Annotated in this window: 30 protein-coding genes; 8 read left to right on the forward strand and 22 right to left on the reverse strand. The window is 71.0% G+C overall.

Annotated elements, in window-relative coordinates:
• Window positions 1-29: 29 nt before the first annotated feature.
• Window positions 30-920, forward strand: a complete 891-nt coding sequence (locus tag MFF40_RS01755; protein ID WP_147896399.1) for a DUF3313 domain-containing protein — start codon at window positions 30-32, stop codon at window positions 918-920.
• Window positions 921-1082: 162 nt separating this feature from the next.
• The gene (gene guaB, locus MFF40_RS01760) at window positions 1083-2576 is read left to right on the forward strand and encodes an IMP dehydrogenase (RefSeq protein ID WP_147856833.1); all 1494 of its coding nucleotides are present in this window, start codon (window positions 1083-1085) and stop codon (window positions 2574-2576) included.
• Between the two features lie 30 nt (window positions 2577-2606).
• Here the strand turns inward: guaB and MFF40_RS01765 are convergent, their stop codons facing one another.
• On the reverse strand, window positions 2607-2780 hold the full coding sequence (locus MFF40_RS01765) for a hypothetical protein (RefSeq protein ID WP_238259500.1): 174 nt from the start codon (window positions 2778-2780) through the stop codon (window positions 2607-2609).
• Window positions 2781-2827: 47 nt separating this feature from the next.
• Between MFF40_RS01765 and MFF40_RS01770 the strand changes: the two genes are divergently transcribed.
• Window positions 2828-3235, forward strand: a complete 408-nt coding sequence (locus MFF40_RS01770; RefSeq protein ID WP_147896398.1) for a type II toxin-antitoxin system VapC family toxin — start codon at window positions 2828-2830, stop codon at window positions 3233-3235.
• Window positions 3236-3298: 63 nt separating this feature from the next.
• Window positions 3299-4243, forward strand: a complete 945-nt coding sequence (gene panE / locus MFF40_RS01775) for a 2-dehydropantoate 2-reductase (RefSeq protein ID WP_238259501.1) — start codon at window positions 3299-3301, stop codon at window positions 4241-4243.
• A 192-nt stretch (window positions 4244-4435) separates the two neighbouring features.
• Here the strand turns inward: panE and MFF40_RS01780 are convergent, their stop codons facing one another.
• Window positions 4436-4618, reverse strand: coding sequence for a hypothetical protein (locus tag MFF40_RS01780; RefSeq protein WP_238259502.1), 183 nt, complete (start codon window positions 4616-4618; stop codon window positions 4436-4438).
• Window positions 4619-4824: 206 nt separating this feature from the next.
• Here MFF40_RS01780 and MFF40_RS01785 point away from each other — a divergent pair, with 206 nt between their 5' ends.
• Window positions 4825-6135, forward strand: coding sequence for an RsmB/NOP family class I SAM-dependent RNA methyltransferase (locus MFF40_RS01785; RefSeq protein ID WP_238259503.1), 1311 nt, complete (start codon window positions 4825-4827; stop codon window positions 6133-6135).
• 130 nt (window positions 6136-6265) lie between these two features.
• The gene (locus MFF40_RS01790; protein ID WP_147897794.1) at window positions 6266-7270 is read left to right on the forward strand and encodes an alpha/beta hydrolase; all 1005 of its coding nucleotides are present in this window, start codon (window positions 6266-6268) and stop codon (window positions 7268-7270) included.
• A gap of 8 nt (window positions 7271-7278) precedes the next feature.
• Here the strand turns inward: MFF40_RS01790 and MFF40_RS01795 are convergent, their stop codons facing one another.
• The 4 genes from MFF40_RS01795 to MFF40_RS01810 form a co-directional block, all read right to left on the reverse strand.
• On the reverse strand, window positions 7279-8511 hold the full coding sequence (locus MFF40_RS01795) for a peptide ABC transporter permease (RefSeq protein WP_147855573.1): 1233 nt from the start codon (window positions 8509-8511) through the stop codon (window positions 7279-7281).
• 115 nt (window positions 8512-8626) lie between these two features.
• Window positions 8627-9151 (reverse strand): DUF2937 family protein, encoded by a 525-nt coding sequence (locus tag MFF40_RS01800; RefSeq protein WP_147855572.1) that lies wholly within the window; start codon window positions 9149-9151, stop codon window positions 8627-8629.
• Between the two features lie 83 nt (window positions 9152-9234).
• Window positions 9235-10248: a WD40 repeat domain-containing protein gene (locus MFF40_RS01805; RefSeq protein ID WP_147855571.1), complete on the reverse strand. Its 1014-nt coding sequence runs from the start codon at window positions 10246-10248 to the stop codon at window positions 9235-9237.
• Window positions 10245-10919 (reverse strand): YoaK family protein, encoded by a 675-nt coding sequence (locus MFF40_RS01810; protein WP_147855570.1) that lies wholly within the window; start codon window positions 10917-10919, stop codon window positions 10245-10247. The genes MFF40_RS01805 and MFF40_RS01810 overlap by 4 nt, the downstream gene beginning before the upstream one ends.
• Before the next feature lie 207 nt (window positions 10920-11126).
• On the opposite strand from MFF40_RS01810, the gene MFF40_RS01815 reads away from it, so the two are divergent.
• Both MFF40_RS01815 and MFF40_RS01820 read left to right on the forward strand, forming a co-directional pair.
• Window positions 11127-11561 (forward strand): response regulator, encoded by a 435-nt coding sequence (locus tag MFF40_RS01815; RefSeq protein ID WP_187277778.1) that lies wholly within the window; start codon window positions 11127-11129, stop codon window positions 11559-11561.
• Between the two features lie 25 nt (window positions 11562-11586).
• Entirely contained in the window at window positions 11587-11982 is a 396-nt protein-coding gene (locus MFF40_RS01820) for a photosystem reaction center subunit H (protein ID WP_238259504.1), read from the forward strand.
• A 172-nt stretch (window positions 11983-12154) separates the two neighbouring features.
• Here the strand turns inward: MFF40_RS01820 and MFF40_RS01825 are convergent, their stop codons facing one another.
• The 16 genes from MFF40_RS01825 to MFF40_RS01900 all read right to left on the reverse strand — a co-directional run bounded on the left by MFF40_RS01825 (window position 12155) and on the right by MFF40_RS01900 (window position 25751).
• Window positions 12155-12784, reverse strand: a complete 630-nt coding sequence (locus tag MFF40_RS01825) for a DUF2939 domain-containing protein (protein WP_147855575.1) — start codon at window positions 12782-12784, stop codon at window positions 12155-12157.
• A gap of 24 nt (window positions 12785-12808) precedes the next feature.
• The gene (locus MFF40_RS01830) at window positions 12809-13375 is read right to left on the reverse strand and encodes an RNA pyrophosphohydrolase (RefSeq protein WP_147855568.1); all 567 of its coding nucleotides are present in this window, start codon (window positions 13373-13375) and stop codon (window positions 12809-12811) included.
• A 72-nt stretch (window positions 13376-13447) separates the two neighbouring features.
• Window positions 13448-14683, reverse strand: a complete 1236-nt coding sequence (locus tag MFF40_RS01835) for a divergent polysaccharide deacetylase family protein (protein ID WP_238259505.1) — start codon at window positions 14681-14683, stop codon at window positions 13448-13450.
• 171 nt (window positions 14684-14854) lie between these two features.
• Window positions 14855-16195, reverse strand: coding sequence for a S41 family peptidase (locus tag MFF40_RS01840; RefSeq protein WP_147855916.1), 1341 nt, complete (start codon window positions 16193-16195; stop codon window positions 14855-14857).
• Entirely contained in the window at window positions 16195-17499 is a 1305-nt protein-coding gene (locus tag MFF40_RS01845; RefSeq protein WP_238259589.1) for a murein hydrolase activator EnvC family protein, read from the reverse strand. Before MFF40_RS01845 ends, MFF40_RS01840 begins: the two co-directional genes overlap by 1 nt.
• 69 nt (window positions 17500-17568) lie before the next feature.
• Window positions 17569-18063 carry a 23S rRNA (pseudouridine(1915)-N(3))-methyltransferase RlmH gene (gene rlmH, locus MFF40_RS01850; protein ID WP_238259506.1) on the reverse strand — a complete coding sequence of 165 codons (495 nt, stop codon included), beginning with the start codon at window positions 18061-18063 and terminating at the stop codon, window positions 17569-17571.
• Between the two features lie 302 nt (window positions 18064-18365).
• Complete coding sequence (gene rsfS, locus MFF40_RS01855) at window positions 18366-18665, reverse strand: ribosome silencing factor (protein ID WP_378997428.1); 300 nt, start codon at window positions 18663-18665, stop codon at window positions 18366-18368.
• Between the two features lie 147 nt (window positions 18666-18812).
• On the reverse strand, window positions 18813-19487 hold the full coding sequence (locus tag MFF40_RS01860) for a nicotinate-nucleotide adenylyltransferase (RefSeq protein WP_283206080.1): 675 nt from the start codon (window positions 19485-19487) through the stop codon (window positions 18813-18815).
• Between the two features lie 34 nt (window positions 19488-19521).
• The gene (locus MFF40_RS01865) at window positions 19522-20820 is read right to left on the reverse strand and encodes a glutamate-5-semialdehyde dehydrogenase (RefSeq protein ID WP_147897799.1); all 1299 of its coding nucleotides are present in this window, start codon (window positions 20818-20820) and stop codon (window positions 19522-19524) included.
• 161 nt (window positions 20821-20981) lie between these two features.
• A complete protein-coding gene (gene proB / locus MFF40_RS01870) occupies window positions 20982-22097 on the reverse strand; it encodes a glutamate 5-kinase (protein ID WP_238259507.1) in 1116 nt (371 codons plus the stop codon).
• Between the two features lie 201 nt (window positions 22098-22298).
• A complete protein-coding gene (locus MFF40_RS01875) occupies window positions 22299-22565 on the reverse strand; it encodes a hypothetical protein (protein ID WP_238259509.1) in 267 nt (88 codons plus the stop codon).
• A 47-nt stretch (window positions 22566-22612) separates the two neighbouring features.
• Window positions 22613-23647 (reverse strand): GTPase ObgE, encoded by a 1035-nt coding sequence (gene obgE, locus MFF40_RS01880; protein ID WP_147854180.1) that lies wholly within the window; start codon window positions 23645-23647, stop codon window positions 22613-22615.
• Window positions 23648-23768: 121 nt separating this feature from the next.
• Window positions 23769-24374, reverse strand: a complete 606-nt coding sequence (locus MFF40_RS01885) for a GNAT family N-acetyltransferase (protein WP_147854195.1) — start codon at window positions 24372-24374, stop codon at window positions 23769-23771.
• Between the two features lie 185 nt (window positions 24375-24559).
• Window positions 24560-24826 carry a 50S ribosomal protein L27 gene (rpmA, locus tag MFF40_RS01890; protein ID WP_147854181.1) on the reverse strand — a complete coding sequence of 89 codons (267 nt, stop codon included), beginning with the start codon at window positions 24824-24826 and terminating at the stop codon, window positions 24560-24562.
• A gap of 64 nt (window positions 24827-24890) precedes the next feature.
• On the reverse strand, window positions 24891-25205 hold the full coding sequence (gene rplU / locus MFF40_RS01895) for a 50S ribosomal protein L21 (protein ID WP_147854182.1): 315 nt from the start codon (window positions 25203-25205) through the stop codon (window positions 24891-24893).
• Between the two features lie 177 nt (window positions 25206-25382).
• Window positions 25383-25751 carry a hypothetical protein gene (locus MFF40_RS01900; RefSeq protein ID WP_147854183.1) on the reverse strand — a complete coding sequence of 123 codons (369 nt, stop codon included), beginning with the start codon at window positions 25749-25751 and terminating at the stop codon, window positions 25383-25385.
• Between the last annotated feature and the right edge of the window lie 97 nt (window positions 25752-25848).

Below are 25848 nucleotides of genomic sequence, written 5' to 3' on the forward strand. Positions count from 1 at the left end.
CCGGCGCGGTGCCGGCCACGAGACACTCGATGCAGCCCAGTCCGAGCAAGCGCCGTTCCCTGTCGCGGCTCGCCGCCGCCGTCGCGCTCCTGTCGACGGTCACGGCCTGCGGCACCGTGCTGCTCAACGACCGCGGCTCGCTCACCCGCTACGACCGCTTGCAGGCGAGCAGCGCCGTCGCCTCAGCCTCGCGGCTCTACGTGGACCGGCCGGCCCTGGCCAAGGCCCGCACCGTGCGGATCATCCCCACGGCGTTCCACGCCGACGTCGCGGGCGCCGCGCCGCTGACCCAGGCGGAACGCCGCCTGATCGCCAACGCCGCCGACCGCGCGCTCTGCTACGACCTGTCGCTGCGCTACGACGTGGTGACCGGGCGCGACGCCGATCTCACCGTGCGCGCGCAGGTCACCCGGGTCGAGCCCACCGATCTCCTCGGTGCGGGCGCCACCATTGCGGGCTCGGCCGGCGTGACCGTGGCCTCGCAGGTCGGGCTCAGCGCCGTCGAGGGTATCGGCCGCATCCCGATCCCGCGGATCCCGATCGGGCTCGGCAGCCTCACGGTCGAGGCCGAGGCGCTGGACCGGCGCCGCGAGCAGCGCGCCGCCATGGTCTGGGGCGGGGCCGCGAACTCGTTCACGAGCCAGCCGCGCTTCTCCCGCGCCAGCGACGCCTACGACCTCGCCGGCGAGTTCGGCCAGGATTTCGGCTTCATGCTGGCCACCGGCGACGACCCGTTCAACGCCCCCAACACCCTGCCGACCTGGGACCGGATCCGGGTCACCACCCTCGGCGAGGCCCCGCTCGACCCCGATTGCGAGGCCTACGGCCGGGCTCCCGGCATCGACGGCATCCTGGGCGACTATATCGGCCTGCCGCCGGAATATACCGACAAGGGCGCGGCCGTCCCGGCGTCGCGCTGACCCGACCGCTGGTGCAAAAAAGCGGGGGAGCCATGCGCGATTTCCCGCTGCGGCGCGGCGACGGCGCATTGGCGCGGCCGCGGACCCCATGATACTGGCACTTGCCAACCCGATCCCGCTGCGCACCCCCTAACAGCGCGGCCGTCCGAGGAAAGTTGGCACATGGCCCGAGTCGATTCCGCCACGATCATCGAAGGTCTGACCTTCGACGACGTGCTCCTGCGGCCCGCCGCCTCCTCGGTGATGCCGACCGAGGTCAACGTCGCCTCGCGGCTGACCCGCACGATCCCGCTGAACCTGCCGATCCTCGCCTCGGCGATGGACACCGTCACCGAGGCGCCGATGGCCATCGCCATGGCGGCCAACGGCGGCATGGGCGTGATCCATCGCAACCTTGAGCCCGCGGAGCAGGCCGAGCAGGTCCGTCTCGTCAAGAAGTACGAGTCCGGCATGGTGATGAACCCGATCACCATCCATCCCGACGAGACCCTGGCCGACGCCTTCGAGGTGATGAAGCGCAACCGCATCTCCGGCATTCCGGTGGTGGAGCGCGGTCCCAACGGTTCCCGGGGCAAGCTGGTCGGCATCCTGACCAACCGCGACGTGCGCTTCGCCACCAACCCCGCCCAGCCGGTGGCCGAGCTGATGACCCGGGACCGGCTGATCACCGTCCGCGAGGGCGTGACTCAGGACGAGGCCAAGCGCCTCCTGCACCAGTTCCGGATCGAGAAGCTGCTGGTGGTCGACGACCATTACCGCTGCATCGGCCTGATCACCGTCAAGGACATCGAGAAGCGCGTCACCTACCCGTTCGCCGTCAAGGACGAGCAGGGCCGGCTGCGGGTCGCCGCCGCCACGACCACGGGCGACAGCGGCTTCGAGCGGGCCGAGCGCCTGATCGACGCCGGCTGCGACGTGATCGTGGTCGACACCGCCCACGGCCACTCGATCAAGGTGCTCGACGCCGTCGCCCGGGTGAAGCAGCTCTCCAACGCCGTCCAGGTGATCGCCGGCAACGTCGCCACCCGTGAGGGCACCAAGGCGCTGATCGACGCGGGCGCGGACGCCATCAAGGTCGGCATCGGCCCGGGCTCGATCTGCACCACCCGCATCGTGGCGGGCGTCGGCGTGCCCCAGCTCACCGCCCTGCTGGAGGCCGTGGAGGCCGCCGGCGAGGCGGACATCCCGGTCATCGCCGACGGCGGCATCAAGTATTCCGGCGACCTCGCCAAGGCGATCGCGGCCGGCGCTTCGGTGGCGATGCTCGGCTCGCTCTTGGCCGGCACCGACGAGGCACCGGGCGAGGTCTTCTTGTATCAAGGCCGCTCGTACAAGTCGTACCGGGGCATGGGCTCGGTGGGCGCCATGGCCCGCGGCTCGGCCGACCGCTACTTCCAGGCCGAGGTCAACGACACCCACAAGCTCGTGCCCGAGGGCATTGAGGGCCAGGTCCCCTACAAAGGCCCGGTCGGGAACGTCCTGCACCAACTCGCGGGCGGCCTGCGCGCGGCCATGGGCTATGTCGGCGGCGCGACCATCCCGGACTTCCAGGAGCGGGCGCAGTTCATCCGCATCACCAACGCCGGCCTGCGCGAGAGCCACGTCCACGACGTGACCATCACCCGGGAGAGCCCGAACTACCCGTCGCGGACCTGACACGGAGGTCTCATGCCCACCCCAAGCACGCTATCGCTCGGTCGGCATACGCCCGCCTTCGACGTCCCACGGGATGATGTCGGCGGGCGTGCGGAAGCCGACCAGCACCGCCACCACGATGACGACCGAAAGGACAGGAACGTCCTTCAGGGGGCCGAGGCCATCGCTCTGGTACGGACGATCCGCTCCAAGGCGCTTCGTCAACCGTTGCCCGACAGCACACCAATGATCAGGGCAGACCGCGAAGAACGATGATCGTCATCGACGCCTGCGTTGCCGCGAAATGGTTCCTGCCGGAGCCGCAGAGCGATTTGGCGGACGCGATCCTGCTCGAAGACGTCGCCCGGATTGCGCCTGAACATATTCTCGTTGAGGTCGGTAACACGCTTCTGCGGAACCATCGCTCGGGTGCGATCACGCTCGAACATGCGCGGGAAGCAATCTCGGCTCTAGGCAAGCTGGTACGTCTCCGACCGATCCTCGAGATTGCGGACACGGCGCTCAGCATCGCGAGCAGCATTGGGTGTACGCATTACGATGCGCTCTACGTGGCTGCAGCTGAACGATGGGATAGCGTCTTGGTGACTGCGGATGCCAGACTGGTGCGGCAGCTGCAGACGGTGCAGTGGACCGGCCGCTACCGTCTACTGGGCCCTTGATTCGATGACGGGACGTGCTCAGGACACCGAACGCCGACAACGACCTCGACCCGGAGAGACCCAATGCGCACGCTGATCGTCGGAGCCGGGGCGACCGGCGGCTATTACGGGGCGCGGCTCGCGGAATCGGGGGCGGACGTGACCTTCCTGGTCCGGCCGGCCCGGGCCGAAAAACTGGCGGCGAACGGGCTGGTGCTGCGCTCGCCGCTGGGCGACCTGCATCTGCCCGCTCCGCCCACCGTGACGGCCGACAATCTGGCCCAGGCCGGCGGCTTCGACCTCGTGCTGCTGTCCTGCAAGGCCTACGACCTCGACAGCGCCCTTGCCGACCTGGCGCCCGCGGTGGGCGAGGGAACCGCGATCCTGCCGCTACTCAACGGAATGTCCCATCTCGACGCGCTCGACGCCCGCTTCGGCGCGGCCCGGGTGCTGGGCGGTTCCTGCGCCATCGCGGCGACCCTCGCGCCGGACGGCGCGATCCGGCACATGAGCGAGCTCTGCAGCATCACCTACGGCGAGCGCGACGGGTCGCGCTCGGCCCGCATCGAGGCCATCGATGATTTGATGCGCGGCCTGAAGTTCCAGGCGCGGCTCAGCGACGTGATCCTGCAGGAAATGTGGGAGAAGTGGGTGTTCCTGACGACGCTCGCGGGCGCGACAACGCTGATGCGGGCCGCGGTCGGCGACATCGTGGCGGCGCCCGGCGGCGCGGCCTTCATCGCGGCCCTCCACGCCGAATGCACGGCGGTGGCCGCGGCGAGCGGGTTCGAGCCGCGCGGGGTCGTCGCCGAGCGCGCGCGGGCGCAGCTCACCGCGGAGGGCTCGACCTTCACGGCCTCGATGCTGCGCGACATCGAGAACGGCGGCCGCATCGAGGCTGACCACGTCGTCGGCGATCTCATCGCCCGCGGCGCCCGCCTCGCCCCCGAGGCGGCATTCCCGCTGCTCGGCCAAGTCTACGCCGGCCTCAAGGCCTACGAGGCCCGGCGTGCCAGGGAAGCGACCTGAGGCGCAATCCAGTTCGACTTGAGGGCTATCCCACCCACGCCCTTATCCCGAGGGGCCCGTGCCAGCGGGCCTCGACGGAGGCCTCTGAACATCGCGCAGCTGGCTGGAGGCCTCCTTCGAGGCCTCCGCTTCGCTCCGTTGCTTCAGGATGAGAGCTTTGGAGGGATCAGCGTATGTCCGGCGCCGAGAGACTCAGTAGCGGCCGGGCGGCGGCGGGGGCGGGTTGCCGTATTCGAGCTGCGTCTTGGCATCCAGCGGCCGGCGCGGCGGCGGGGTGAGATCGGGGGCGGCCGGGGCGCTCGCGCAGGCGGCGAGGGCGGCGGCGGCGAATCCGGCGAGGGTCACGGAACGGGTTACGCGAACGAGGGACGACATGATCTGAGGCACTACCGGACAGGCCCCCGTCCGCGGAACGCACTGGTCCGCGGCGGGAGGATGCCATACGACACGGGGCCGGCCCGCATCGCGGGACCGCCCGCGACCCGGTCTGAGCCGGGATCGTGCTGGAAGCTCGGCCGTACCGTGGCGGCATCGTGGGCCAAGCGTGGCCGTTTCGCGTCGGCCGAGCGCCGTTTTAAAGGATGCCGACCCTGACCCCCGCCGCCCGCTGCTCCGCCGCCATCGAAGTCCTGACCGATATCGCGGAGCGCCGCCGCCCCACCGCCGACGCGCTCAAGGATTGGGGCCTCGCCCACCGTTTCGCCGGCTCCGGCGACCGGGCCGGGATCGCCAGCCTGGTCTACGACGCCCTGCGCCGGCGGGCGTCTGCCGCCTGGATCATGGGCTCAGAGGCGCCGCGCGCCGTGCTGATCGGCTCCCTGCGGCTGCAGCAGGGGCTCGCTGCCGCGTCCGTGGCCGCGTTGTTCTCGGGCGAGCGCTTCGCCCCCGAGCCGCTGAGCGACGACGAGCGCACGCGCCTCGAGTCCGGCACGCTGGACGAGGCCCCGCCCGAAGTGGCCGGCGACGCCCCGCCCTTCGTGCTGCCCGAGCTGGAGGCCGCGCTCGGCGACGACCTGATCCCTGAATTGAAGGCGCTCGCCCGGCGCGCACCCCTCGACATCCGGGTCAACGCCCTACGCGGCAGCCGTGACGACCTGATGCCCGCGCTGAGCGGCTTCGATGCCGCGCCGACCCCGCACGCGCCGCTCGGCGTCCGGATCCCGATCGGCGCCGACGGCCGAGGCCCGGCGCTCCACGTCGAGGCCGAGTTTCTGGACGGCTGGTACGAGATACAGGACGAGGGCTCGCAGCTCGCCGCCCTTCTGGCGGATCCGCAAGCGGGCGAGACCATCGTGGACCTCTGCGCCGGCGGCGGCGGCAAGACCCTGGCGCTGGCGTCCCAGACCCGCAACGGCGCCCGCCTGATCGCCACGGACGGCGATCCGCGCCGGCTCGCGCCGATCCACGAGCGCCTGCGCCGCTCCGGGGCCGCGGCCGAAGTACGGACACCGCGCGGCGGCAAGGCCCGCGCCGACGTGGTGGAGGATCTCGACGGCCAGATCGACCGGGTGCTGGTCGACGCGCCTTGCACCGGCTCAGGGACCTGGCGGCGCAACCCGGACGCCAAGTGGCGGCTGCGGCCCGGCAGCCTGGCCCTGCGCATCGCCGAGCAGTCGCAGGTCTTGGACCGGGCGGCCAAGCTGGTCCGGCCCGGCGGGCGGATCGTCTACGTCACCTGCTCGCTCCTGCCGGCAGAGAACGACGCGGCCGTGGCCGGGCTGCTGTCGCGCTGGCGTGGCCGCTTCGATGCCGTGCCGACCGAGACCGTGCTGGCGGCGGGGCCGCCGAGCCTCGCGTCCTCTGTTCGCCAGACGGAGCACGGCCTGCAGATGACCCCGCTGCGGACCGGCACGGACGGCTTCTACGTATCCGTGATCACCCGACGCGCCTGAGGACGCGCCTCTCCGGAACCGTGACCGCGTCCCGCGACGTTGGGCGAGGGATGTTTCAGGAGAGCGCCATGCCCGAGCCCGCCCGCCCTGCCTTCCGGGCCCCGTCCTGAGCGTCGCCCGGGACCGGTTCATGCAGCTCGACCGCCGTCTCCTGCTCGCAGGCTTGAGCACAGCTCTCGGCCTGCGCGCGGCCAAGTCCCAAGAAAGGCCGCCGGAGCCGGCGCCCGGCGAGGCGATCCGGGCGCTGCCGCGCTCGCTGCCCGGGGCGGACCTGCAGGTGATCGACCTGTGGCCCGGTGAGCCTCCGGGGGGTGGCAGCGGGCCCGATCCGGATGGATACCGCTATGTCGAGGGCCGGTCGGGCGACGTCACCCGGGTGGCCAAGCCATGCCTGCTGGCGATGCGGCCGGCCAATCCCAACGGTGCGGCGATCATCGTGGCGGCCGGCGGCGGCTACCAGTTCATCGCGCTCGGCAACGAGGGCGTGCCGGTCGGGCGCGTCCTCAACGCAGCGGGGATCACAGTCTTCCTGCTGGTCTATCGTCTGCCCGCGGAGGGCTGGGGCGCAGGCCCAGACGCACCGCGGCAGGACGCGCAGCGGGCGCTGCGGCTGGTGCGGGCGCGGGGCTCGGAATACGGGATCGACCCCGCCCGGGTCGGCGTACTGGGCTTTTCCGCGGGCGGCCACCTTATGGGCGAGACCGCGGTCGGCACCGCCAGCGACCTCTACACCCCGGTGGACGAGGCCGACGCGCAGCCGGTGCGCCCGGTCCTGGCCGGGCTGATCTATCCTGTCATCACCATGGGCAAGCCGTTCGACGGCACCGCGACGCGACGGATCCTGGTCGGCGACGAGGTCACCCCGCTCGAGATGAAGACCTACTCGGTGGACCTCCAGGTCGGGCCGCAGACGCCCCCGACCTTCCTGGTCCAGGCGATCGACGACCCGGTGGCGGTGGCCGACCATCCGCTGCTGATGTTCGCGGCCTTGCGGAGGGCGCGGGTGCCAGCCGAGTTGCACCTGTTCGAGCGCGGTGGGCACGGATTCGGGCTCGGCGCCCCGGGCACGCCGGCCGCCGCCTGGCCCGGCCTGTTCCTGGCCTGGATCCGGCTGCACGGCTTCCTGAACCGGTGAGCCGAGGATCAGTCCGCGCGCAGCCGGGGAAGCTTGGCGACCTTGGGGCGGTTGGTGCGGAACTGGCCGCGCTCCACCGCCACGAACACCACGATGACGATGGCGACGATGCTGAGCCACCAGATCGCCGTGAGGCCGACACCCAGGCAGGCGACCGTGAAGGCGGCGGAGAAGCACCCCATCGCTCCCGGGATCAGGGCCGGGATGTCCCGGCCGGCCCGGCGGATCGAGGCGTAGAGCGCGAAGGCGGCGGCCAGCGCACCCACGATCCCGAGTTCGTACCAGAACTCGAACAGGGCCGTGGTCGGCGCGTTCAGCGGCAGCATGCCGACTAGGCGCCCGCGCAGCGCCGTCTCGAAGCCGTGGCCGGTGATCAGCCGCACCGGATCGGTGGTCACCACCTTCTGCCAGCTCTTCAATGACAGCACTGCAGGCGAGAGCGGCCCGAACAACACCGCGCCGATCGGCCGGGCGAGGAACGGCAGTAGCGGCGCTACGGCGAGCAGCGCGGCCGACAGGGTCGCGGTCAGCATCACGCCGAGCTTGGGGCGGTAGCTCGTCACCGCGAAGGCCAGCGCGCCGACCGCCAGGGCGGCGATCTGGGTGGCGTCCGGCTGGACCGTCAGCGCCAGGGCGACCAGCAGGGCGAGTCCGAGCGCCTCGCGGTCGCGCCGCCGGGACCGCAGCCAGGCGAGCCCCGGCCAGACCAGCAGGATCAGCAGGATCAGGCCGCGGTCGAGTGCCCCGTCGTCGTCGATGCCGGGCGGCGCCATGTGCGCCCCGAACAGCCCCAGCACGATCGCCACGATCGCGCCCGCGACGAGCCCGAGCGGCAGCAGGTAGAGATTGGCCGAGCGCATCCGGTCCGGCAGGGCGAAATAGCCGAGCAGCGCCAACCCGATCGTCGCAGCGAGGTTGGCCAGACGCTCCACGGCCGGGCCGAGGAACGGCGTCCAGGTCAGCGACAGCACCGACCACAGCACCACCAGCATGCCGGCCAGGAAGGCCGGCGCCGTGAGCAGCCGGGACACGCCCGGCCGGACCGGCCGCTGGCGCCGGTCGATCGCGCTGGCGATGATCAGCAGCACCACGGCGATCGGCGCCAGGATCACGGTGGCGCGGCGGGCGACCTGCGCCAGCACCGGCAGGATGACGAACAGGCCGAAGAAGCCGACGCGCCGCAGCAGGGCGGCGGCGTCGAGCGCCGGATCGATCGTGGGGGAGTTCGACGCCCGCGGCATCTTGCGCCTTCTCTCGGACCGAGACGGCCGGATCACGCTCGATACGCAAGCTCCGCGCAAGCCGCTGTAGACCCTGAGCAACACTCCCGGGTCAGCGCGCTGCGCCGGTGGCGGCTCAAGCCGTCCGGGTCGCAGTCCGCGGACGCCGCCGGACGAACCGCAGGCCGACATCCGAGAGCACGCGCCAGCCGCCCCAGGCGGCCAGGAACCCGATCAGGCCGGCGGCGAGGCCGTCCGCATTGGTCGGCACAGCCGGGCTGAAATCCTGGTAGGCGGCCTGCGCCACCGGCACGTCGGGGTCGCGCAGCATCGCCACCACCTTGCCGAGCGGGCTCGTCGCCGAGGCGAGGGCCTGCTGCTGGGCGCTCAGCCGGGCGAGCCGGGCGATGTCGGACTGGGCGGCCTCGCCGCGCCGGGCCACCAGCTGATCGGGGTTGGTGCGCAGCCGGTCGACCGCGCCGTCGCGGGTGGTGCCGGAGGCCTGCGCGTCCGATTCGAGCACCGCCACCTGGCGGCGCAGCTCGTCCACCGCGCCGCCGAGGCGCTGCGCATATTGCTGCGCGAATTCGGGGGCCTGGGCGGCGATCACCCCGCCGAGCAGGCCGAGGGCGAGGCCGAGAGTGCGGAACACGCGGAACACGTCAGACCCTCCGGGTCGGAGACAGGGCACGGCACAGAGAGCATGGCTGCGGCCGAGAATCTAACGATCTGGCAGCGAAAAAATCAGGCCGGCAGGGTCAGAAGGCCGGCCTGGCCGTCGGCGCAGCCGAACAGCACGCGGTTGCCGCGCGCGTCCCAGGCGAGCGCCGTGATCCCGCTGCCCGGCACGGCGCGCCGCACCAGCAGCTCGGAGGCGTCGGTGAAGCGCACCAGCAGGATGCAGCCATCCTCGTAGCCCACCGCCAGGACCGGCGCCTTTGGGTGGAACGCGACCCGCGTGACCCGGGCGGGGCGGACACCGCATTCCCGCGGCGCCTTGCCCGTGGGGCCTTCCTTCGAATCGAACGGCCAGACGATCGCGGCCTCGGCGCCTCCGGTGGCGAGCCAGTGCCCATCGGAGGACCAGGACACGGAGCGGACCTTGCCGGGATAGCCCGACATCCGCATGTGGCCGCGATCCGGCTGCAGGCGCCAGCCGTGCAGCGCGTTCTCCTGCATGGTCGAGACCACGAAGCGGCCGTCCGGAGACCACGTGACGTCGATATGCGACCCCTTCCAGGTCACGACCTCGGCGGGCGTCTCGAGATTCGGAAACCAGAGGCTGACGCCGTTGTAGTGGGCGACGCCGAGCCGGTAGCCCTTCGGGGCGAAGACCAGCCCCCGGGCCGTCGAGGGCGCCGTGAAGCTGCGCTCCCGGCCCTTGGCGTCCCGGGCCACCACCGCACGACCGGCCGACCAGGCCACGGCACCGTCCGGATGGAGCGCGAGGGCGTCGATCCAGGCACCGCCCTTGGCCGCGCCGAGCTCCTGCACGGCGCCTCCGGCCCGGATCTCGACGACCCGGCCGTCGTCGCCGCCGGTGACCAGGCGGTCGCCGCTCCCGGCCGCGACCAGGATCCCGCTGTCGGGATGGGCGGCGATCCGGGTCACCGCGTCCCCCTGCAGGAGGACCACGGTGCCGTCGCCGAGCGCCAGGGCCGGGGCATCCTTCAGGAACTGCGCCGCGACCACGTGGGCGCCCGCCTCGAGCGGCGCGACGTGGTCGGTGAGGGAGGGATGGCTGACGGAATCGCTCATGGAGACTCGACCTTCGTGGTCCTCTGGCCGGCGCGCAGGACCAGGAACGCGGTGATCAGCGCGAGCACCCCAGAGACCGCCGCCGGCGCGATCAGGGCGTAGAGGGCGAACGCATCGTAGGCCAGCGCCCCCAGGAAGGCGCCCAGCAGCAGGGACAACCAGACCAGCCCGTCGCCGATCCATCCGAACGGGTCGCCCGTGCGGGTCAGCGCCCGGGCGATCTTCTGGCCCAGGCTGAACAGGGCGCCGGTGACGAAGGTAGTTCCGGCCCGAAAGCCCTGCACCTGCGCCAGCACGGCGTTCTGCGTCCCCATGGCGACCGCCACGAAGAACGCGGCGAGGCCCAGCTCGGGGGAGGCGAGGCCCAAGGCCAGGCCGCCGAGGATCAGAAGGGATTCGTAGGCCAGCACCACCGGGGTGGTCCAGCGCGACGGCACCAGGATCGCCAGGCCGCTGCCCAGGACCGAGCCGGTGAGAAAGGCCACGAGCAGGATCGCCGGCAGCAGCATCTTGTGCAGCTTCGCCTCGGCGCCGAAGACCGCCAACTGCGTGGTGTTGCCGCTCATGAACGAGGTGTAGAGGCCGCCGAGCCGCACGAAGCCCAGCGCGTCGACGTATCCGGCGAGGCCCGTGAGGAGCAGGCCGGTGCCCAACTGCCAGGAGCGGTTCACGGATCAGCCCTCCCGCGGCATCCCGGTAACGCCCCATTAACCATTTCGGCCGCTCCGTTCATCTGCGCAGGGGCGGGGTTAACGGGCCGTGCACCAAGTCCGGGCAATTCGATGCAATCACGGCGAACGCCGGGGCGCAGGGGCCCGTTGCTCCTTCGATCCGGCACGGGGCTCCAGCGCCCCCGCCGGGTGAGTGGGAGTTGCGTCATGATGCCGTTCGTCGCCACCTTCGCCTGCCCGTCCATGCCCGCCCTCGATTCGGCTGCCGCCACCATCCTGGTGGTCGAGGACGAGCCGACCGTCTGCGAGCTGGCGGCCGAAGCGCTTCTCGAAGAAGGGTATCGGGTGCTCACCGCCGCGGACGCCTGGGAGGCCGAAGCGATCCTGGCACGGGAGAGCGTGGATATGCTCTTCACCGATATCGACCTGGCCCGCAACACGAACGGCCTCGCACTCGCACGCCGGGCCCGCAGCTTCTGCCCCGACCTGCCCGTCATCTACACGTCCGGCGGGCGGGCCTGCCTGTCACCCGCCGACGCCGTCTCCGAGTCAGTGTTCGTCCCGAAGCCGTACCGTCCCAGCCAGCTCGTGGCGCTCACGAACGACATCCTGCGCGCTGCGCACCATCCCCATCACGCCTGACCCCGACCTCCAAAGGATTCCCGCCATGCGGCCCCCTCTGTTCGCGACCGGTCTCGCCCTCGCCCTCTCGGCCGCCGCCGTGCCGGCCCGGGCCGCGTGCGACGTGAAGGGCGCCCAGATCGAAGAGGGGATCGCCGCCAAGAAGGAATTGCGCGAGGACGCCAACGCCCAGACGGTGCGCGACCTGCGCACGCTGCGCGACGCGGCGATCGTGCTGGAGACCTACAAGTTCCCCGGTGAGTGCGAGGTGCTGCTCGGCATCGCCAAGTCTCTGCTCTCCAACCCCGACAAGACGATCGTGCAGGGCGGCAACACCGACGAGGACGAGGCCGAGAGCCTGGTCGAGGCCCGTGAGCCCAAAGCGAAGATCCCGGCGGACGAGAAGGCGCCGGCTCCGAAGACGGCCCCGAAGGCATATTGAGGCCGGGGGGACACCCCGCGCAACAGCTATCGACGTTCCCCCTCCGACGACTCACCTCGTCCTGACGTGTGAGCGCAGCGGGCACCTCAGCATGAGGGCGCGGGTAGGATTTAGCGCGGCTGCCCGGGCGGATTCGGTATATCGGTCAGCAACAGCGCTTTGACCAAACCTCCTACCGTTCCTCCGCAGCGCTCGCCCCGGCCTTGGCCCGGGCCAGAGCGCGGCCGAGCTTGGCGGCGATCTGCGCGCGCAGGATGTCGGCCATCTCGATGTCTACCAGGCGCCAGCTGAAGCCGCGCAGACGGAGTCGGATACGGTTGCGCTCGGCCCGGGGGCCCTCGGGCGGGACCGGAATGACCACGGCCCGGAACCCGCGCATCTCCAGGGCGGCGTAATAGGGCAGGAGCCGTCCGGCATTCCGGATCGCCAGACCCTCCGGCTTCAGGCTGGCGGGACGCTCGATGTCGAGCTTGTCGGGCCAGCCGTTATCGAGCAGGTCCAGCACCGTCTCGGGCGTGACCAGGGTCTCGGCCAGCGCCAGCGCCAAGCCGTACGCGACGTCGTTGAGGCGTTGCCGGTCGCGGGGCTCCAGGTCCAGGTCCGTGTCGGAAGCGGTGCGCACCGCCGCCGTGATCTGGCGGACCAGGGACAGCCGGAGGGTCCGGAAGTTCACGTGGCCTTCGATGTAGGCCACGTCGTGCCGGCGCACGGCCTGGGCCAGGTCGTAGAGCGACCAGAGCGGGCTCACCGTGAAGGCGAGCCACGCCAGCGCCAGCGCCAACGGGATCGCGAGCCAGCGCACCACCCTACCATCCCCCCCGGGACGTCACGGCTGCGCCGGCGCGGTCGCACCGGTCCCGGCCGCCCAGCCGTCGAGCCCGGAGAAGGCCGCGACCACACCCTCGTAGACCGGGCGCTTGAACGGCACGATCAGGTTCGGCAGCTCGGAGAACCGCGCCCAGCGCCACGCGTCGAACTCGGCCTTGTGGGCGCCGCCGCCGGGGGTCAGCACGTCGATCACGTCCTCGCTGCCGAGGAAGCCGTAGGCGAACCACTTCTGGGTCTGGCCGCGATAGCGCCCCTTCCAGGCCTGCTTCATCACCGCCGGGGGCAGGTCGTAGGTGAGCCAGTCCGGGATCTCGCCGAGCAGGCGGATCGCGTCGGGCGGCACGTTGGTTTCCTCGTAGAGTTCCCGGCGGGCTGCCGTCTCGGGATCCTCGCCGGGATCGATACCGCCCTGCGGCATCTGCCACATGTACGGGCCGGCGACGTGCTCCGGCCCGGCATCCTTGGTCCGGCGCCCGACGAAGACGCCGCCCGAAGGCGCGATCAGCGCGACGCCCACGCAGGGGCGGTAGGGCAGCGCGGCGCCCGAGTCGGAATCTGTGGTCATCGCGGGCGACCATAGGTCAGGCGCAAGTCGCGCGGCAACGGCGGCGGCGGCGAAAGCGCGGCCGGGACGCCGTCAATTCGCCGTGCTGACCCGCTTCTCCACCGCCCCGCGCAGCGCCACGCTCGCCGGCACCAGACGGATGCCGCGGGTGTCGAGGTCCCGGGCCCAGCGTGCGATCCGGTCGACGCCGAGCGCCGAGCCGCCGGCCGTCACGAGGGCGAATCCGGTGGCGCGGGCCCGCGCCTCGGCCTGTCCGAGCGCCGCATCGATGGCGTCGGCCCGCGGCACAGCGTCGAGGACGATCTCCGCCCGGGCGACCGGGGTGCGGCTCTTGTTGGCGAAGGTCGGCTTCGGCCCGGTTCCGTCGTCGAGGAAGCCGAGGCCGCGGGCACCGATCTCGCGCAGGATCGGATCGAAGGCCGGGTCGGCCATCATCTTCGAGCCCATGTAGTTCGCCACGCCGACATAGCCGGGGAAGCGGGCCAGCGACCAGGCGAGGCGGTCGGCGTTCTCGACGCCCTTGAGGGCGGTGAGCAGCGTCTGGGGCCCGGGATCGCTATCAGGATAGTCGAACGGCTCCATGGGCAATTGGAGGAAGACCTCGTGGCCGGCATCCCGCGCTCGGGCGGCGGCGCGCTCCGCCTCGCCGCCATAGGGCAGGAACGCGAGGCTCACGGCGGGCGGCAGGCGCACGGTGGCGCCCGCGGTCGCCGCCTGGCCGACGCCGAGGCCCGTGATCAGGATCGCGATGCGGGGCCCGGTGCCGGGCTCCTCGACCCGGGCATAGACGTCGAGGGCGCGAATCCGGCCTTCGCCGACCTTCGGCATCGTGCCGTGGCGGCCCTGTTCGCTGATGCGTGCATCCGGCGCCGGGGCGAGCCGGGGCGCGCTCGGCGGCGGCACTCGGATCACCACGGCCTCGCTCGGGCTGGACCCCGGCGGTCGCACCACCGTGACGCCCGACGCGGTCTCGATCTCCTCGGCGGTGCGCTGCTGTGCGCCGCCCGCGTTGACCACCACCACGCCCTGCGGTTCCGGGGCGGTCGCGACCGGGGCGGCCAGAGGCCGGGAGACCGGCTCGCGCACCGTGATCGCGACCTCGACGCGCGGTTCGCCGCCTCGGGAATCCCCGAGGGCGAGCACGAGCCCGCAGGATGCCAGCATGGCGCCGGCGAGCGCCCCCACGGCGATCCTCGGCCGGCGCAGCGGCGCGACGAGGCGTGCGAACCGACCCTGGGGCCGCTCCGGCGCCTGCGCCTCCGGCACCCCGAGGGGGCGCGTGAGGATATCGTCGGTGGACTCGGTCAAGCGGCACTCGATGCGGAATCGCGTCCCACGCCCGATAGCAGCGGCGCGAATCCCATCACGTATTGCCCGTCGGTATGGTTAATCTTCCGCTAACATCGCTGTTCGACACGAAAAACCCCGCCCGGCTGGCCTGCCGGGCGGGGTGTTTTGGTCTTGGTCGGTGAACAGAAATCAGTTCGGCAGGCTGGGCTTCTGCTGCTGGGCGGGGGTGCCGCTGTTGGCGGCGCCCTTCTGGATGCCGTGCAGGAAGTCGATGGCCGACAGGAGCTGCTTGTCCTTGGCGGGGTCCGGCGGGATGTAGGCGGAGGAGCCGCCGCGCTCGTCGGTATCCTTCTGCTTCAGGTGGCCCTTCAGCCCGGCCTCGCCCTTGGTCTCGTCCTTGCCCTTCAGCTCGTCGGGCACGTCCTGCAGAACCTCGATGTCGGGCTCGATGCCCTTGGCCTGGATCGAACGGCCCGACGGCGTGTAGTAGCGCGCCGTGGTCAGCCGGAGCGCGCCCGAGCCGCCGAGCGGGATGATCGACTGCACCGAGCCCTTGCCGAAGGAGCGCGTGCCCATGATGGTCGCGCGCTTGTGGTCCTGCAGGGCGCCGGCCACGATCTCGGAGGCCGAGGCCGAGCCGCCGTTGACCAGCACCACCACCGGCTTGCCCTTGGTCAGGTCGCCGGCCTTGGCCGAGAACCGCTGGGTCTCGTCCGGGTTGCGGCCGCGGGTTGAGACGATCTCGCCGCGGTCGAGGAAGCCGTCCGAGACCATCACGGCCTGGTCGAGCAGGCCGCCCGGGTTGTTGCGTAGGTCGACCACGTAGCCTTTGAGCTTGTCGGCCCCGATCTCGCTCGAGAGCTTGTCGATCGCCGCCCGCATGCCGTCGAAGGTCTGCTCGTTGAACTGGGTCAGGCGGATGTAGGCGACGTCGCCGCCCTCCACCTTCGAGCGCACCGGCTTGATCTTGATCACGTCGCGGGTGAGCGTGACGTCGATCGGGTCCTTCGACTCCTTGCGGGAGATCTTGAGCTTCACGGCCGAGTTCACCGGGCCGCGCATCTTGTCGACCGCCTGGTTCAGGGTCAGGCCCTGGACCTGGTCGTCGTCGATCTGGGTGATGATGTCGTTGGCCAGCAGGCCCGCCTTGGCGGCGGGAGTGTCGTCGATCGGCGTGACGACCTTGATCAGGCCGTCCTCCATGGTGACCTCGATGCCAAGCCCGCCGAACTCGCCGCGGGTGGTGGTCTGCATGTCACGGAACGCCTTGGCGTCCATGTAGCTCGAATGCGGGTCGAGCGAGGTTAGCATGCCGTTGACGGCCGCCTCGATCATCTTCGATTCGTCGGGCTTCTCGACGTAGTCGGTGCGGACCTTCTCGAAGACGTCGCCGAACAGGCTCAGCTGGCGATAGGTCTCGGCGGAAGCGGCCACGGCCCGCGGTCCCGACAGGAAGTCGGTCTGGGTCGCCACCATGGAGGTGCCGGCACCCAGGAAGGCGCCGAGCATGATCAGGGACGTCTTGCGCATCAGCCGCGAACCTTCTCGCCAAGTATCTTGTCACTGGGGCTCTTCGCCCACCACGGCTCCGGATCGACGGAGCCGCCGTCCTTCTTGAACTCGACGTACAGCGATGGATCGCCCTCGGACCCCGACGGGCCCGCGCCACCCTCGCCCATGCTGCCCACCGGCTCACCCGCGAGAACGAACTGGCCGACCTCTACGCTAATCTGATCCATCCCCGCCAGCAGAAGATAGTAGCCGTCGCCCGCGTCGATGATCAAGAGACGCCCATAGGACCTGAACGGCCCGGCGAACTTGACCCAGCCGTCGGCCGGGGAGGAGACCAGCGCCTTCGGCCGCGTCGTGAAGGAGACGCCCCGGGTGATCCCGCCGTTGCCGTCGGGCTGGTTGAAGCCCCGCGCCAACCGCCCGCTCACCGGCCGCGGCACTTCGCCCCGCGCCTCCGCGAAATGCACCTTCGGGGCGAGGCGCGCCGGATCCCGAAATCCGGCCGCGGCGAAACGTTCCTGCGTCACCCGGGCCTCGCGCTCGGCGGCCGCCTTGGCCTCGTCGGCGGAACGCCGGGTCGCGGCGACCTCGGCCTCGGTGCGGTCGAGCAGGTCCTTGAGGGATTTCGCCTGGGCCCCAAGCTCGGCCGCGCGCTTGCGCTCCGCGGTCAGGCCGCTCTCGACCTCCGCCTGCCGGGCGCGCCGGGCGGTGAGGAGCGCCTGCAGGCGCTGCTGTTCCCGGGCCCAGCCGACGAGGTCGTTGGCCAGCCCCTCCTTGTCCTGCGCGATCAGGCCGCGCAGGCGGATCATCTCGGCGAGGTCCGCGGCCAGGGTGTCGACCTCGCCGCGCAGCTCCGGCACCACGGCGCCGAGCAGCATCGAGGTTCGGATGACCGCCAGCACGTCCTCCGGGCTCACCAGCACGGCCGGCGGCGGGCGGCGGCCCATCCGCTGGAGCGCCGCCAGGATCTCGGCGACGATGCCGCGGCGGGCGTGCAGGGACCGGCGGATCGCGGCCTCGCTCTCGGTCATCGCCTTCAGGCGTTCTTCCAGGCGGCTCAGCCGGTCCTCGGTGGCCTGCGCCTGGCGTCCGGCATCCAGCAGAGCGCTGTCGAGCTTGGCCCGGTCCGAGCCGATGGCGGCGATCTCGCCCTCGAACTGCGAGCGCTGACCTGCGCTGGCGGCCAGCGCATCCTGGACACGCTTGAGATTCTCGGCCCGCCTGTCGCGCTCCTCGTTGGCGCGCTGGATTTTCTCGGATTCTGCGTTCGTTGCCGGATCCTCGGCCCGCGACGGGACCGCCACGCCGGCGATGGCGAGCATCAGGACGGCGCGCAGAGCCGACCTTTGGAAGACACCGATCCTGGCACCATCGTCGTTCCGCACGGTGCCCTAGCCCGGCTCGCCGCGATGATACGGGTGGCCGGCCAGAATGGTCAGGCTGCGATAGATCTGTTCCAGGGCGAGCACGCGCACGAGTCCATGGGGCAGGGTGGCGGCCCCGAAGGACAGGATCAGCTCCGCCTTCGTCCGAATTGAGGCATCGAGGCCGTCCGGCCCGCCGATCGCCACCACCAGGGCCGGCCGGCCGGCGTCGCGCCATCCGGCGATCCGCTCGGCCAGGACTTCGCTGGCGATGTCCGAGCGGCCGCGCTCGTCGTAGGCCACCAGCACTCCGCCGGGCGGCAGATGGCTCAATAGGGCGGACGCCTCCTCGGCGCAGCGGTCCGGCGCCCGGCGGGCCCGGGATTCCACGATCTCGACGCCGTCGCAGGCGGGGAAGCCGAGGCCGCGGCCGAGCTGTGCAGCGCGGTCGCGATACCGGGACGCGAGCTCACGCTCCGGTCCGGCCTTCAGACGGCCGATCGCTGCCAGGACGAGGCGCACGGGAAGGCATCTCTTGCTGTGTCCGAAAGGGTTCGACCACGCCTGTCCCATCCCCACCCTCACCCCGAGGGATCCGCGTCAGCGGGCCCCAAAGGAGGTTTCCGGGGATCGCCGCGACGCCTGGAGGGCTCCTTCGCGGCGGGTTTGCCGCACCTCAGGATGAGGGGGTGGGCGGGACAGACGTCGCCTCACCGTCATCGCGAGCGCAGCAAAGCAATCCAGCGCGGTGCGCGGTCCTCGAAGGTGGCGCATCACCGGGTTGCTTCGCTGCGCTCGCAACGACGGCGCGGGTCGGCGAACCGCTAGTCCGCCGCTAGTCCGAGCGGGCGGTCCGCGCCCCACATCTTCTCAAGGTTGTAGAAGCCGCGCACCTCGGGACGGAAGATGTGCACGAGCACGTCGCCGGCGTCGATCAGGACCCAGTCGCAGGCCGGCATGCCCTCAACCCGGGCGTTGCCGTAGCCACGAGTCTTCATTTCCTGAATGAACTTGTCGGCGATCGAGCCGACATGGCGCTGCGACCGGCCGGACGCGATGATCATCGTGTCGGCCAGCGAGGTCTTCCCCGCCAGGTCGATCGCGATCGTCTCCTCGGCCTTCATCTCGTCGAGGCACGAGAGGGCGAGCGCCTTCAGGTCGTCCGAGCGCGCCATCCCGGGCTCTTCCGGAACGGGGGCGTTGGTGCGGATGGTCTCCGTGTGAATAGTCTCGGGCAGCGTCCTGATTCCTCGTGTTGCCGCGCCGCCCTCTCAGGGCACGCGAACCGGTATGAAATTGGCGGTAACGTGCGGCGATTGCAACTGCGTCGCGTGCGGAGGCCCCGGAGTCCCCCCGCGGCCATTGCGGATCTCGGTCGACGACAGGGGCGATCGGGGTCCGTGGAGGAACGTCCAGGCCGGCGGCGGGCGCACCGGCAGGGTGTGCGCCGCCGCCTCCGGCACCCGGGCCTGCGCCAGCCGATGGGCCGCCCGGGCGCTCAGAGGCGTCATCGTGTAGCCGGGTCGGTCGATGATCGCGATGGGGACGAGCCGCGCGATCTCCGCGAAGCCTTTCCAGCGGTGGAAGGTGGCGAGCGAATCCGCCCCCATGATCCAGACGAAGTGCACCCCGGGGCAGCGGCGGGTCAGGTAACGCAGGGTCTGGACCGTGAAGCGCACGCCCAGGGCCGCCTCGATGCCGGTCACAGCGATGCGCGGATGCCGGGCGATGTCGCGGGCCTGCGCGCAGCGCGCTTCCACGGAGGGCAGGGCGATCCGGCTCTTGAGCGGGTTGCCCGGGCTGACCAGCCACCAGACCCGATCCAGCCCGAGCCGCCGTAACGCCGTCACGGTGACGTGGCGGTGGCCGCGATGGGCCGGATTGAAGGATCCGCCGTAGAGGCCGATCCGCATGCCGGGAGCGCTCGGCGGCAGGGTCAGCCGCACGCCGGGACTTCTGGGGCCATCGCCTCGGACGGGATCACGGGCGGATCTGGCCGCTGCCGTGGACCCGGTACTTGAACGTGGTCAGCTGCTCCACGCCCACAGGGCCGCGGGCATGCATCCGACCGGTGGCGATGCCGATCTCGGACCCGAAGCCGAACTCGCCGCCGTCGGCGAACTGGGTCGAGGCGTTGTGGGTGACGATCGCCGAATCGACCTCCGCCAGGAAGCGCGTGGCCTCGGCGCGGTCGCCGGTGATGATCGCGTCGGTGTGATGCGAGCCGTAGGTCTCGATATGCTCGATCGCCGCGTCGATCCCGTCGACCACGCGGGCCGCGATGATCGCGTCGAGATACTCGGTGTGCCAGTCATCCTCGGAGACCGCGGTCACCCGGGAATCCACATTCTGGACCTCGGCATCGCCGCGCACCGCGCAGCCGACATCGAGCAGGGTGCGGACCAGGGGGGCGAGGTGGGTCGCCGCGCAGGCGCGATCCACCAGCAGCGTCTCGGCCGCGCCGCAGACGCTGGTCCGGCGCATCTTGCTGTTGAGCACCACGGCCAGCGCCATGTCGAGATCCGCCCCGGCCGCGACGTAGACGTGGTTGACGCCGTCGAGATGGGCGAAGACCGGCACCCGCGCCTCGGCCTGGACGCGCTCCACGAGGCCGCGCCCGCCCCGGGGCACGATCACGTCGATGCAACCGTCGAGGCCGCCGAGCATCAGCCCGACCGCGGCACGGTCCCGGGTCGGGACTAGCTGGATCGCGTCGGCCGGCAGGCCGGCCTCGGCCAAGCCCTCGCTCATCGCCTTCGCGATGGCCATGGCACTGCGATGGCTGTCCGAGCCGGCGCGCAGGATCGCGGCGTTGCCGGCCTTGAGGCAGAGTGCGCCGGCATCCGCTGTGACGTTGGGGCGGCTCTCGAAAATCACGCCGATAACGCCGAGCGGCACCGCGATACGCTCGATCAGCAGGCCGTTCGGCCGCTCGATCGCGGCGAGCTGGCGCCCGACCGGATCGGCCAGGGAGCCGACCTTATCGACGGAATCCGCGATCGCCGCGACGCGGCCGGCATCGAGGGCGAGCCGGTCGATCAGGGCGGCGCTCTGGCCGGCCTGGCGGGCGGCGGCGACGTCGCGGGCGTTCTCCCGCAGGATCTCCGCGGCGTTCGCCCGCAGGCGCTCGGCGATGAGCCGGAGGGCCCGGTCCTTCGTCTGGGCCGAGGCGAGCGCCATGCGCCGGCCGGCGACGCGCGCCCGCCGACCGATCGCCGCCATCAATTCCGGCAGGGCATCGGCCTCGGCGAGGTCGGATCTCAGGTTCAGGACGGGCACGCTGGCGTCCTCGGTGTTCGGGGGCCGCAAAACCCGGCCCGACAGGGGGTGAAGCGGTATTTGCACATCGAGCGATGGAGCTACAAGTGCGCCGGCCCACCGAACGTGACAGAGATCACCCGGTTTTCGAGGTGACGATAATTGATCAGAATCAGTCCAGCCTAAAACAACGCCAGATCATCGCGGTGCACCATCCAGGCTCGGCCGGGATAGTTGAGCAAGTCCGGTATGCGCGCGCTCGGATGGCCGATGATCAGTGCCGCCTCGGCGCTGTCGTAGGCCACGAGGCCGCGACCCAGAACGCGCCCGTCGGGATCGCGGATCATCACCGCGTCGCCCCGGGAGAAGCTCCCCTCGATCGCCCGCACGCCCACCGGCAGCAGGCTCGCCCCGCCGAGCAGCGCCTTCGCGGCCCCGGCATCGATGGTCAGCGTCCCGCGCGGCTCCAGGGAGCCCGCGATCCAGGTCTTGCGCGCCGCGGTCGGGGTGGAGCCGGACAGGAACCACGTGCAGCGCGCGCCCTCCCGCACCGCCTTCAGGGGGTTCTTGCCCCGCCCGTCCGCGATGACGAGGTGCGTGCCCCCGGAGGCCGCGATCTTGGCCGCCTCGACCTTGGTGCGCATGCCGCCCCGGGACAGCTCCGAAGCGGGGCCGCCGGCCATCGCCTCGATCTCCGGGGTGATGCGCTCGACCATGGGCAGATGCCGCGCATCGGGATCCGACAGGGGCGGCGCGGTGTAAAGGCCGTCGATGTCCGAAAACAGCACCAGCACGTCGGCGTCGATCATGGTGGCGACCCGGGCGGCCAGCCGGTCGTTGTCGCCGTAGCGGATCTCGGAGGTCGCCACGGTGTCGTTCTCGTTGACCACCGGGACGGCGCGCATCTCCAGGAGCTTCAGCACGGTGGCCCGGGCGTTGAGGTAGCGGCGGCGCTCCTCGGTGTCCTGCGGGGTCACCAGGATCTGGCCGGCCACGATGCCGTGATGCCCGAGCGCCTCGGCCCAATGCCGGGCCAGGGTGATCTGCCCCACGGAGGCCGCGCCCTGGCTCTCTTCCAGCCGCAGGATCCCCGGCGGCAGGCCCAGCACCGTCCGGCCGAGCGCGATGCTGCCGGAGGACACGACCAGCACGTCGACGCCGCGCCCATGCAACTCCGCGATGTCCTCGGCCAGAGCCGCCAACCAGGCATGGCGCAGCCGGCCAGCCTTGCGATCGACCAGAAGGGACGACCCGACCTTGATGACGATGCGGCGGAATTCTTCGAGGGCCGGGATCATTGTTCTTCGCAGAGACGAGGCATCGGGTGCGGTTTGGACGAAGGATGCGCGGTTGCAGCGGCGGTTCTGCGAGGGCGTCCACAGGCGAGCGTGGACAATCTCAAGGCGATGGCCTGTAAGCCAGCACGATCAACTCGTCGAAGATTCGCCCCTCAGACTCCTCGAGCGCGATCGCCACGAGGGCGGAACTGTCCAGCGCAATCATGCCGGCAGGCCGTTCCAGTCGTAGAGCCATCCGTGATCGTTGAAGGCTCCGGGAATGATATGCTGGTGGGCCTCGGCCACCAGGGCGCGGATTGCGTCGAGTTCGGCCTGTCTCCCGGGTTCGAGGGTGCTTTCCGGCGCCGTGCTGCGGTGGAGGTCGTGAAGAGCCTTCGCGACCGCTTCGTCGAGCGAGGTCCCAAGCCGTCCAGCACTATCGCGGGCCAGCTGAAAATCCTCGTCGCGAATCGTCACTTGCTGCGTCATCGGAATCTTTCCGAGATCAACTTAACCGGTGGGTCCCGCCCCGTCACTCACGGCTCCCAAGCCACGACGGGCCGGGCATTCGCCTCCTCAGCCATGCGCGCATCGATCTCGGTCTGGATCGCCCGGAGCGCCTCCGGGACGCCCTTACGGCTGGCCGACGACAGCACCAGCGGCGCCCGGCCGGCGGCGCGCTTCAGCTTGGCGACCTGGCTCTTGAGCGTTTCCGCATCCAGTGCGTCGGCCTTCGAGAGCGCCACGATCTCGGGCTTGTCGGCCAGGCCGTTGCCGTAGGCTTCGATCTCGCCGCGGACCAGCTTGTAGGTCTTGCCGGCATGCTCGGTGGTGCCGTCGACCAAGTGCAGCAGCACCCGGCAACGCTCGACATGGGCCAGGAACTTGTCGCCCAACCCGACGCCCTCGTGGGCGCCCTCGATCAGGCCCGGGATGTCGGCGAGCACGAACTCGCGGTTGTCCGAGCGGACAACGCCCAGGCCCGGATGCAGGGTGGTGAACGGATAGTCGGCGATCTTCGGCTTGGCCGCGGTGACGCTCGCCAGGAAGGTCGACTTGCCGGCATTGGGCAGGCCGACCAGGCCGGCATCTGCGATCAGCTTGAGCCGCAGCCAGATCCACATCTCCTGGCCCTCGAGACCCGGATTGGCGTGCTTGGGCGCGCGGTTCGTGGAGGTGGTGAAGTAGGCGTTGCCGAAGCCGCCGTTCCCGCCCTTGGCGAGTCGGATCTTCTGGCCGACCTCGGTGAGGTCGGCGATCAGGATCTCGCCGTCCTCGGCGAAGATCTGCGTGCCGGCCGGGACCTTCAGAACCACATCGGAGCCGTTGGCGCCGTGGCAGTTCGAGCCCATGCCGTGCTCGCCCTTCTTAGCCTTGAAGTGCTGCTGATAACGGTAGTCGATCAGGGTGTTGAGCCCCTCGACGCACTCGACCCAGACGTCGCCGCCGCGGCCGCCGTCGCCGCCGTTCGGGCCGCCGAACTCGATGAACTTCTCCCGCCGGAACGAGACGCAGCCGGGACCGCCGTCACCGGAGCGGACATAGACCTTGGCTTCGTCGAGGAATTTCACGGTGCATCTCGTCGCTGGCTAGCCTCGGCAACCCGGGGGGCGTCGAGGCATAGAGTGGGTGCGTCGGACTGTTCGACGCCGCGCCCGGCCCCTCCCTTCGGGGAGGCCGGAACGCTGTGATTCAGGACGCCGCCGCGAGTTCCGCCGGGGAGTCGGAAGCCTCCACATGGGCCGCCCAGTCGTTGCGGTCGAGGCCGAAGAAGTCGACCTCCCGGTCGCCGCCGCGGGCCGGGCAGGCGCGCGGGCCGCGCCCGGTCATCCGGAAACCGACCTTTTCCAAGACACGCCGGGAGGCCGGGTTCGCCGGCAGGGCCGAAGCTTCGATCCGGCCCCCGCCCGCATAGGCGAAATAGGCATGGACCAGGGCCCGCGCGGCCTCGCCCATCAGGCCGTTGCCCCACCAGGGCCGGCCGAGCCAATATCCGAGATGCGGCTGCGTCCCACCACCTGAGATCCCGACCAGACCGATCAGGTTGGCCGGGGCCGACCGCTCGGTCAGCGCCAGCGTCAGGCCGCTGCCGTCGGTGTTGGCGACCCGCGTGCCGAGCAGGAACGCATCGACGGTGTGCCGGTCGAGCGGATGCGGGATTCGCGCGGTCATCTCGGCCACGGAACGGTCGCCCGCCAGCTTCAGGACCGCGTCCCTGTCCTTGGCGGTCGGCCAGCGCAGCCAAAGCCTGCGCGTCTCGATCCGGAAGACGTCGTCGCGGGTGAGATCGGGGAACATCATGCCCTCGCAGGGCGGCGTTCCCGGCTCCGGGACACCGCCTCAAGACGACGAAGGGGAGGATGGTGCCCCATCCTCCCCGGTGTTCCGTCCGATCCGTCCCGTCAGGGGCTCGGCATCGACGTCTCCGGTCCGGTGTGGGACACCGGGCGGGACGCCAGCTTCGCCGCTCGGGCGCCCGCCTGTTATTCCGCGGCCAGGGCCAGCGGGGTTACGGCTACGAACTCGCGCCCGCGGCGCGTCTCGAAGCGGACATGGCCCGGGACCAGCGCGAACAGCGTGTGGTCCTTGCCCATGCCGACATTGCTGCCGGGATGCCATTTCGTGCCGCGCTGGCGCACGATGATGTTGCCCGGGATCACGGCTTCCGAGCCGAACTTCTTGACGCCGAGACGACGGCCGGCCGAATCGCGGCCGTTGCGGGACGAGCCGCCTGCTTTCTTGTGTGCCATGGGATCTGCTCCGAATGCGTGTGGGTCGCGCGGATCGCGGGCCTACCGGGAGGCCCGCGCTCGATCACGCGGAGATGGCGGTGATGCGCACCACGGTGTGGTGCTGGCGGTGACCGCGCTTGCGGCGCGAGTTCTGGCGGCGGCGCTTCTTGAAGGCGATGACCTTCTTGTCGCGGCCGTGGCTCACGATCTCGCCCGTGACGCTGATGCCCGACAGGGTCGGCGCACCGACCTGCGTCGCGCCCGCACCGTCTGCGAACAGGAGGACCTCACCGAAGGTCACGGTTTCACCGGCCTCGCCCGGCAGGGTGGCGATGGTGATGGTGTCGTTGGCGGCGACGCGGTACTGCTTGCCGCCCGTCTTGATGACTGCGAACATCGTTGCTCTCGTGTTCTCAAACGGCCTCCGGGGCGGCTGCCCCTGGACCGGCTTCTTGTTTGAAGTCATTGCACGGGCGGACCCGGACAACGCGAAACGCGCGGACCTCGTCGAGGAGGCCGCGCGCCATGCCGGGTCAGTAGGGGCGGGGTGGCCCCGTGTCAATCCTGGACGGGATCAGCGGATCGGCGCGCCGGTTGCGAGAATGCCCTTGGCGACGCTGCCCTGGGGGCCGAATGCGGCGAGCGCCTGGCTGCACCATGCCTCCCGCCCGTCGGCGGCGAGCTGCTGCCGGACCTGCGTGGCCCGGGTCCGCAGTTTCTCCTGCAGGATGGCTTCCTGCGCGGCGCCGACCTTGGTGGCGAGCCGCAGGGTCGTGAGCTGCCCGGCCTTCACCTGGATGCCCGGACAGGCCTGCTCGGCGATGATGGTCGTGGCCGCCGCCTCGGCATAATTGTCGAGCGGAGAGGGCGCGGGCGGCGCAGGAATCTGCGCGCAGGCCGGACCCGCCAGCACCAGAACCGAGATCAGCCAAGCTCCACGCAACGCTCAGACCTCCATGGCAGCGGTTGGCGCGGCGAGCCCGGACGTATCCGGCGACCCGTCCGCGGCGAGGGCGCGACCCGGGCTGCCTATACCGGTG

The sequence above is a fragment of the Methylobacterium mesophilicum genome, assembly GCF_022179445.1.
GTDB classification, from domain to species: domain Bacteria; phylum Pseudomonadota; class Alphaproteobacteria; order Rhizobiales; family Beijerinckiaceae; genus Methylobacterium; species Methylobacterium mesophilicum.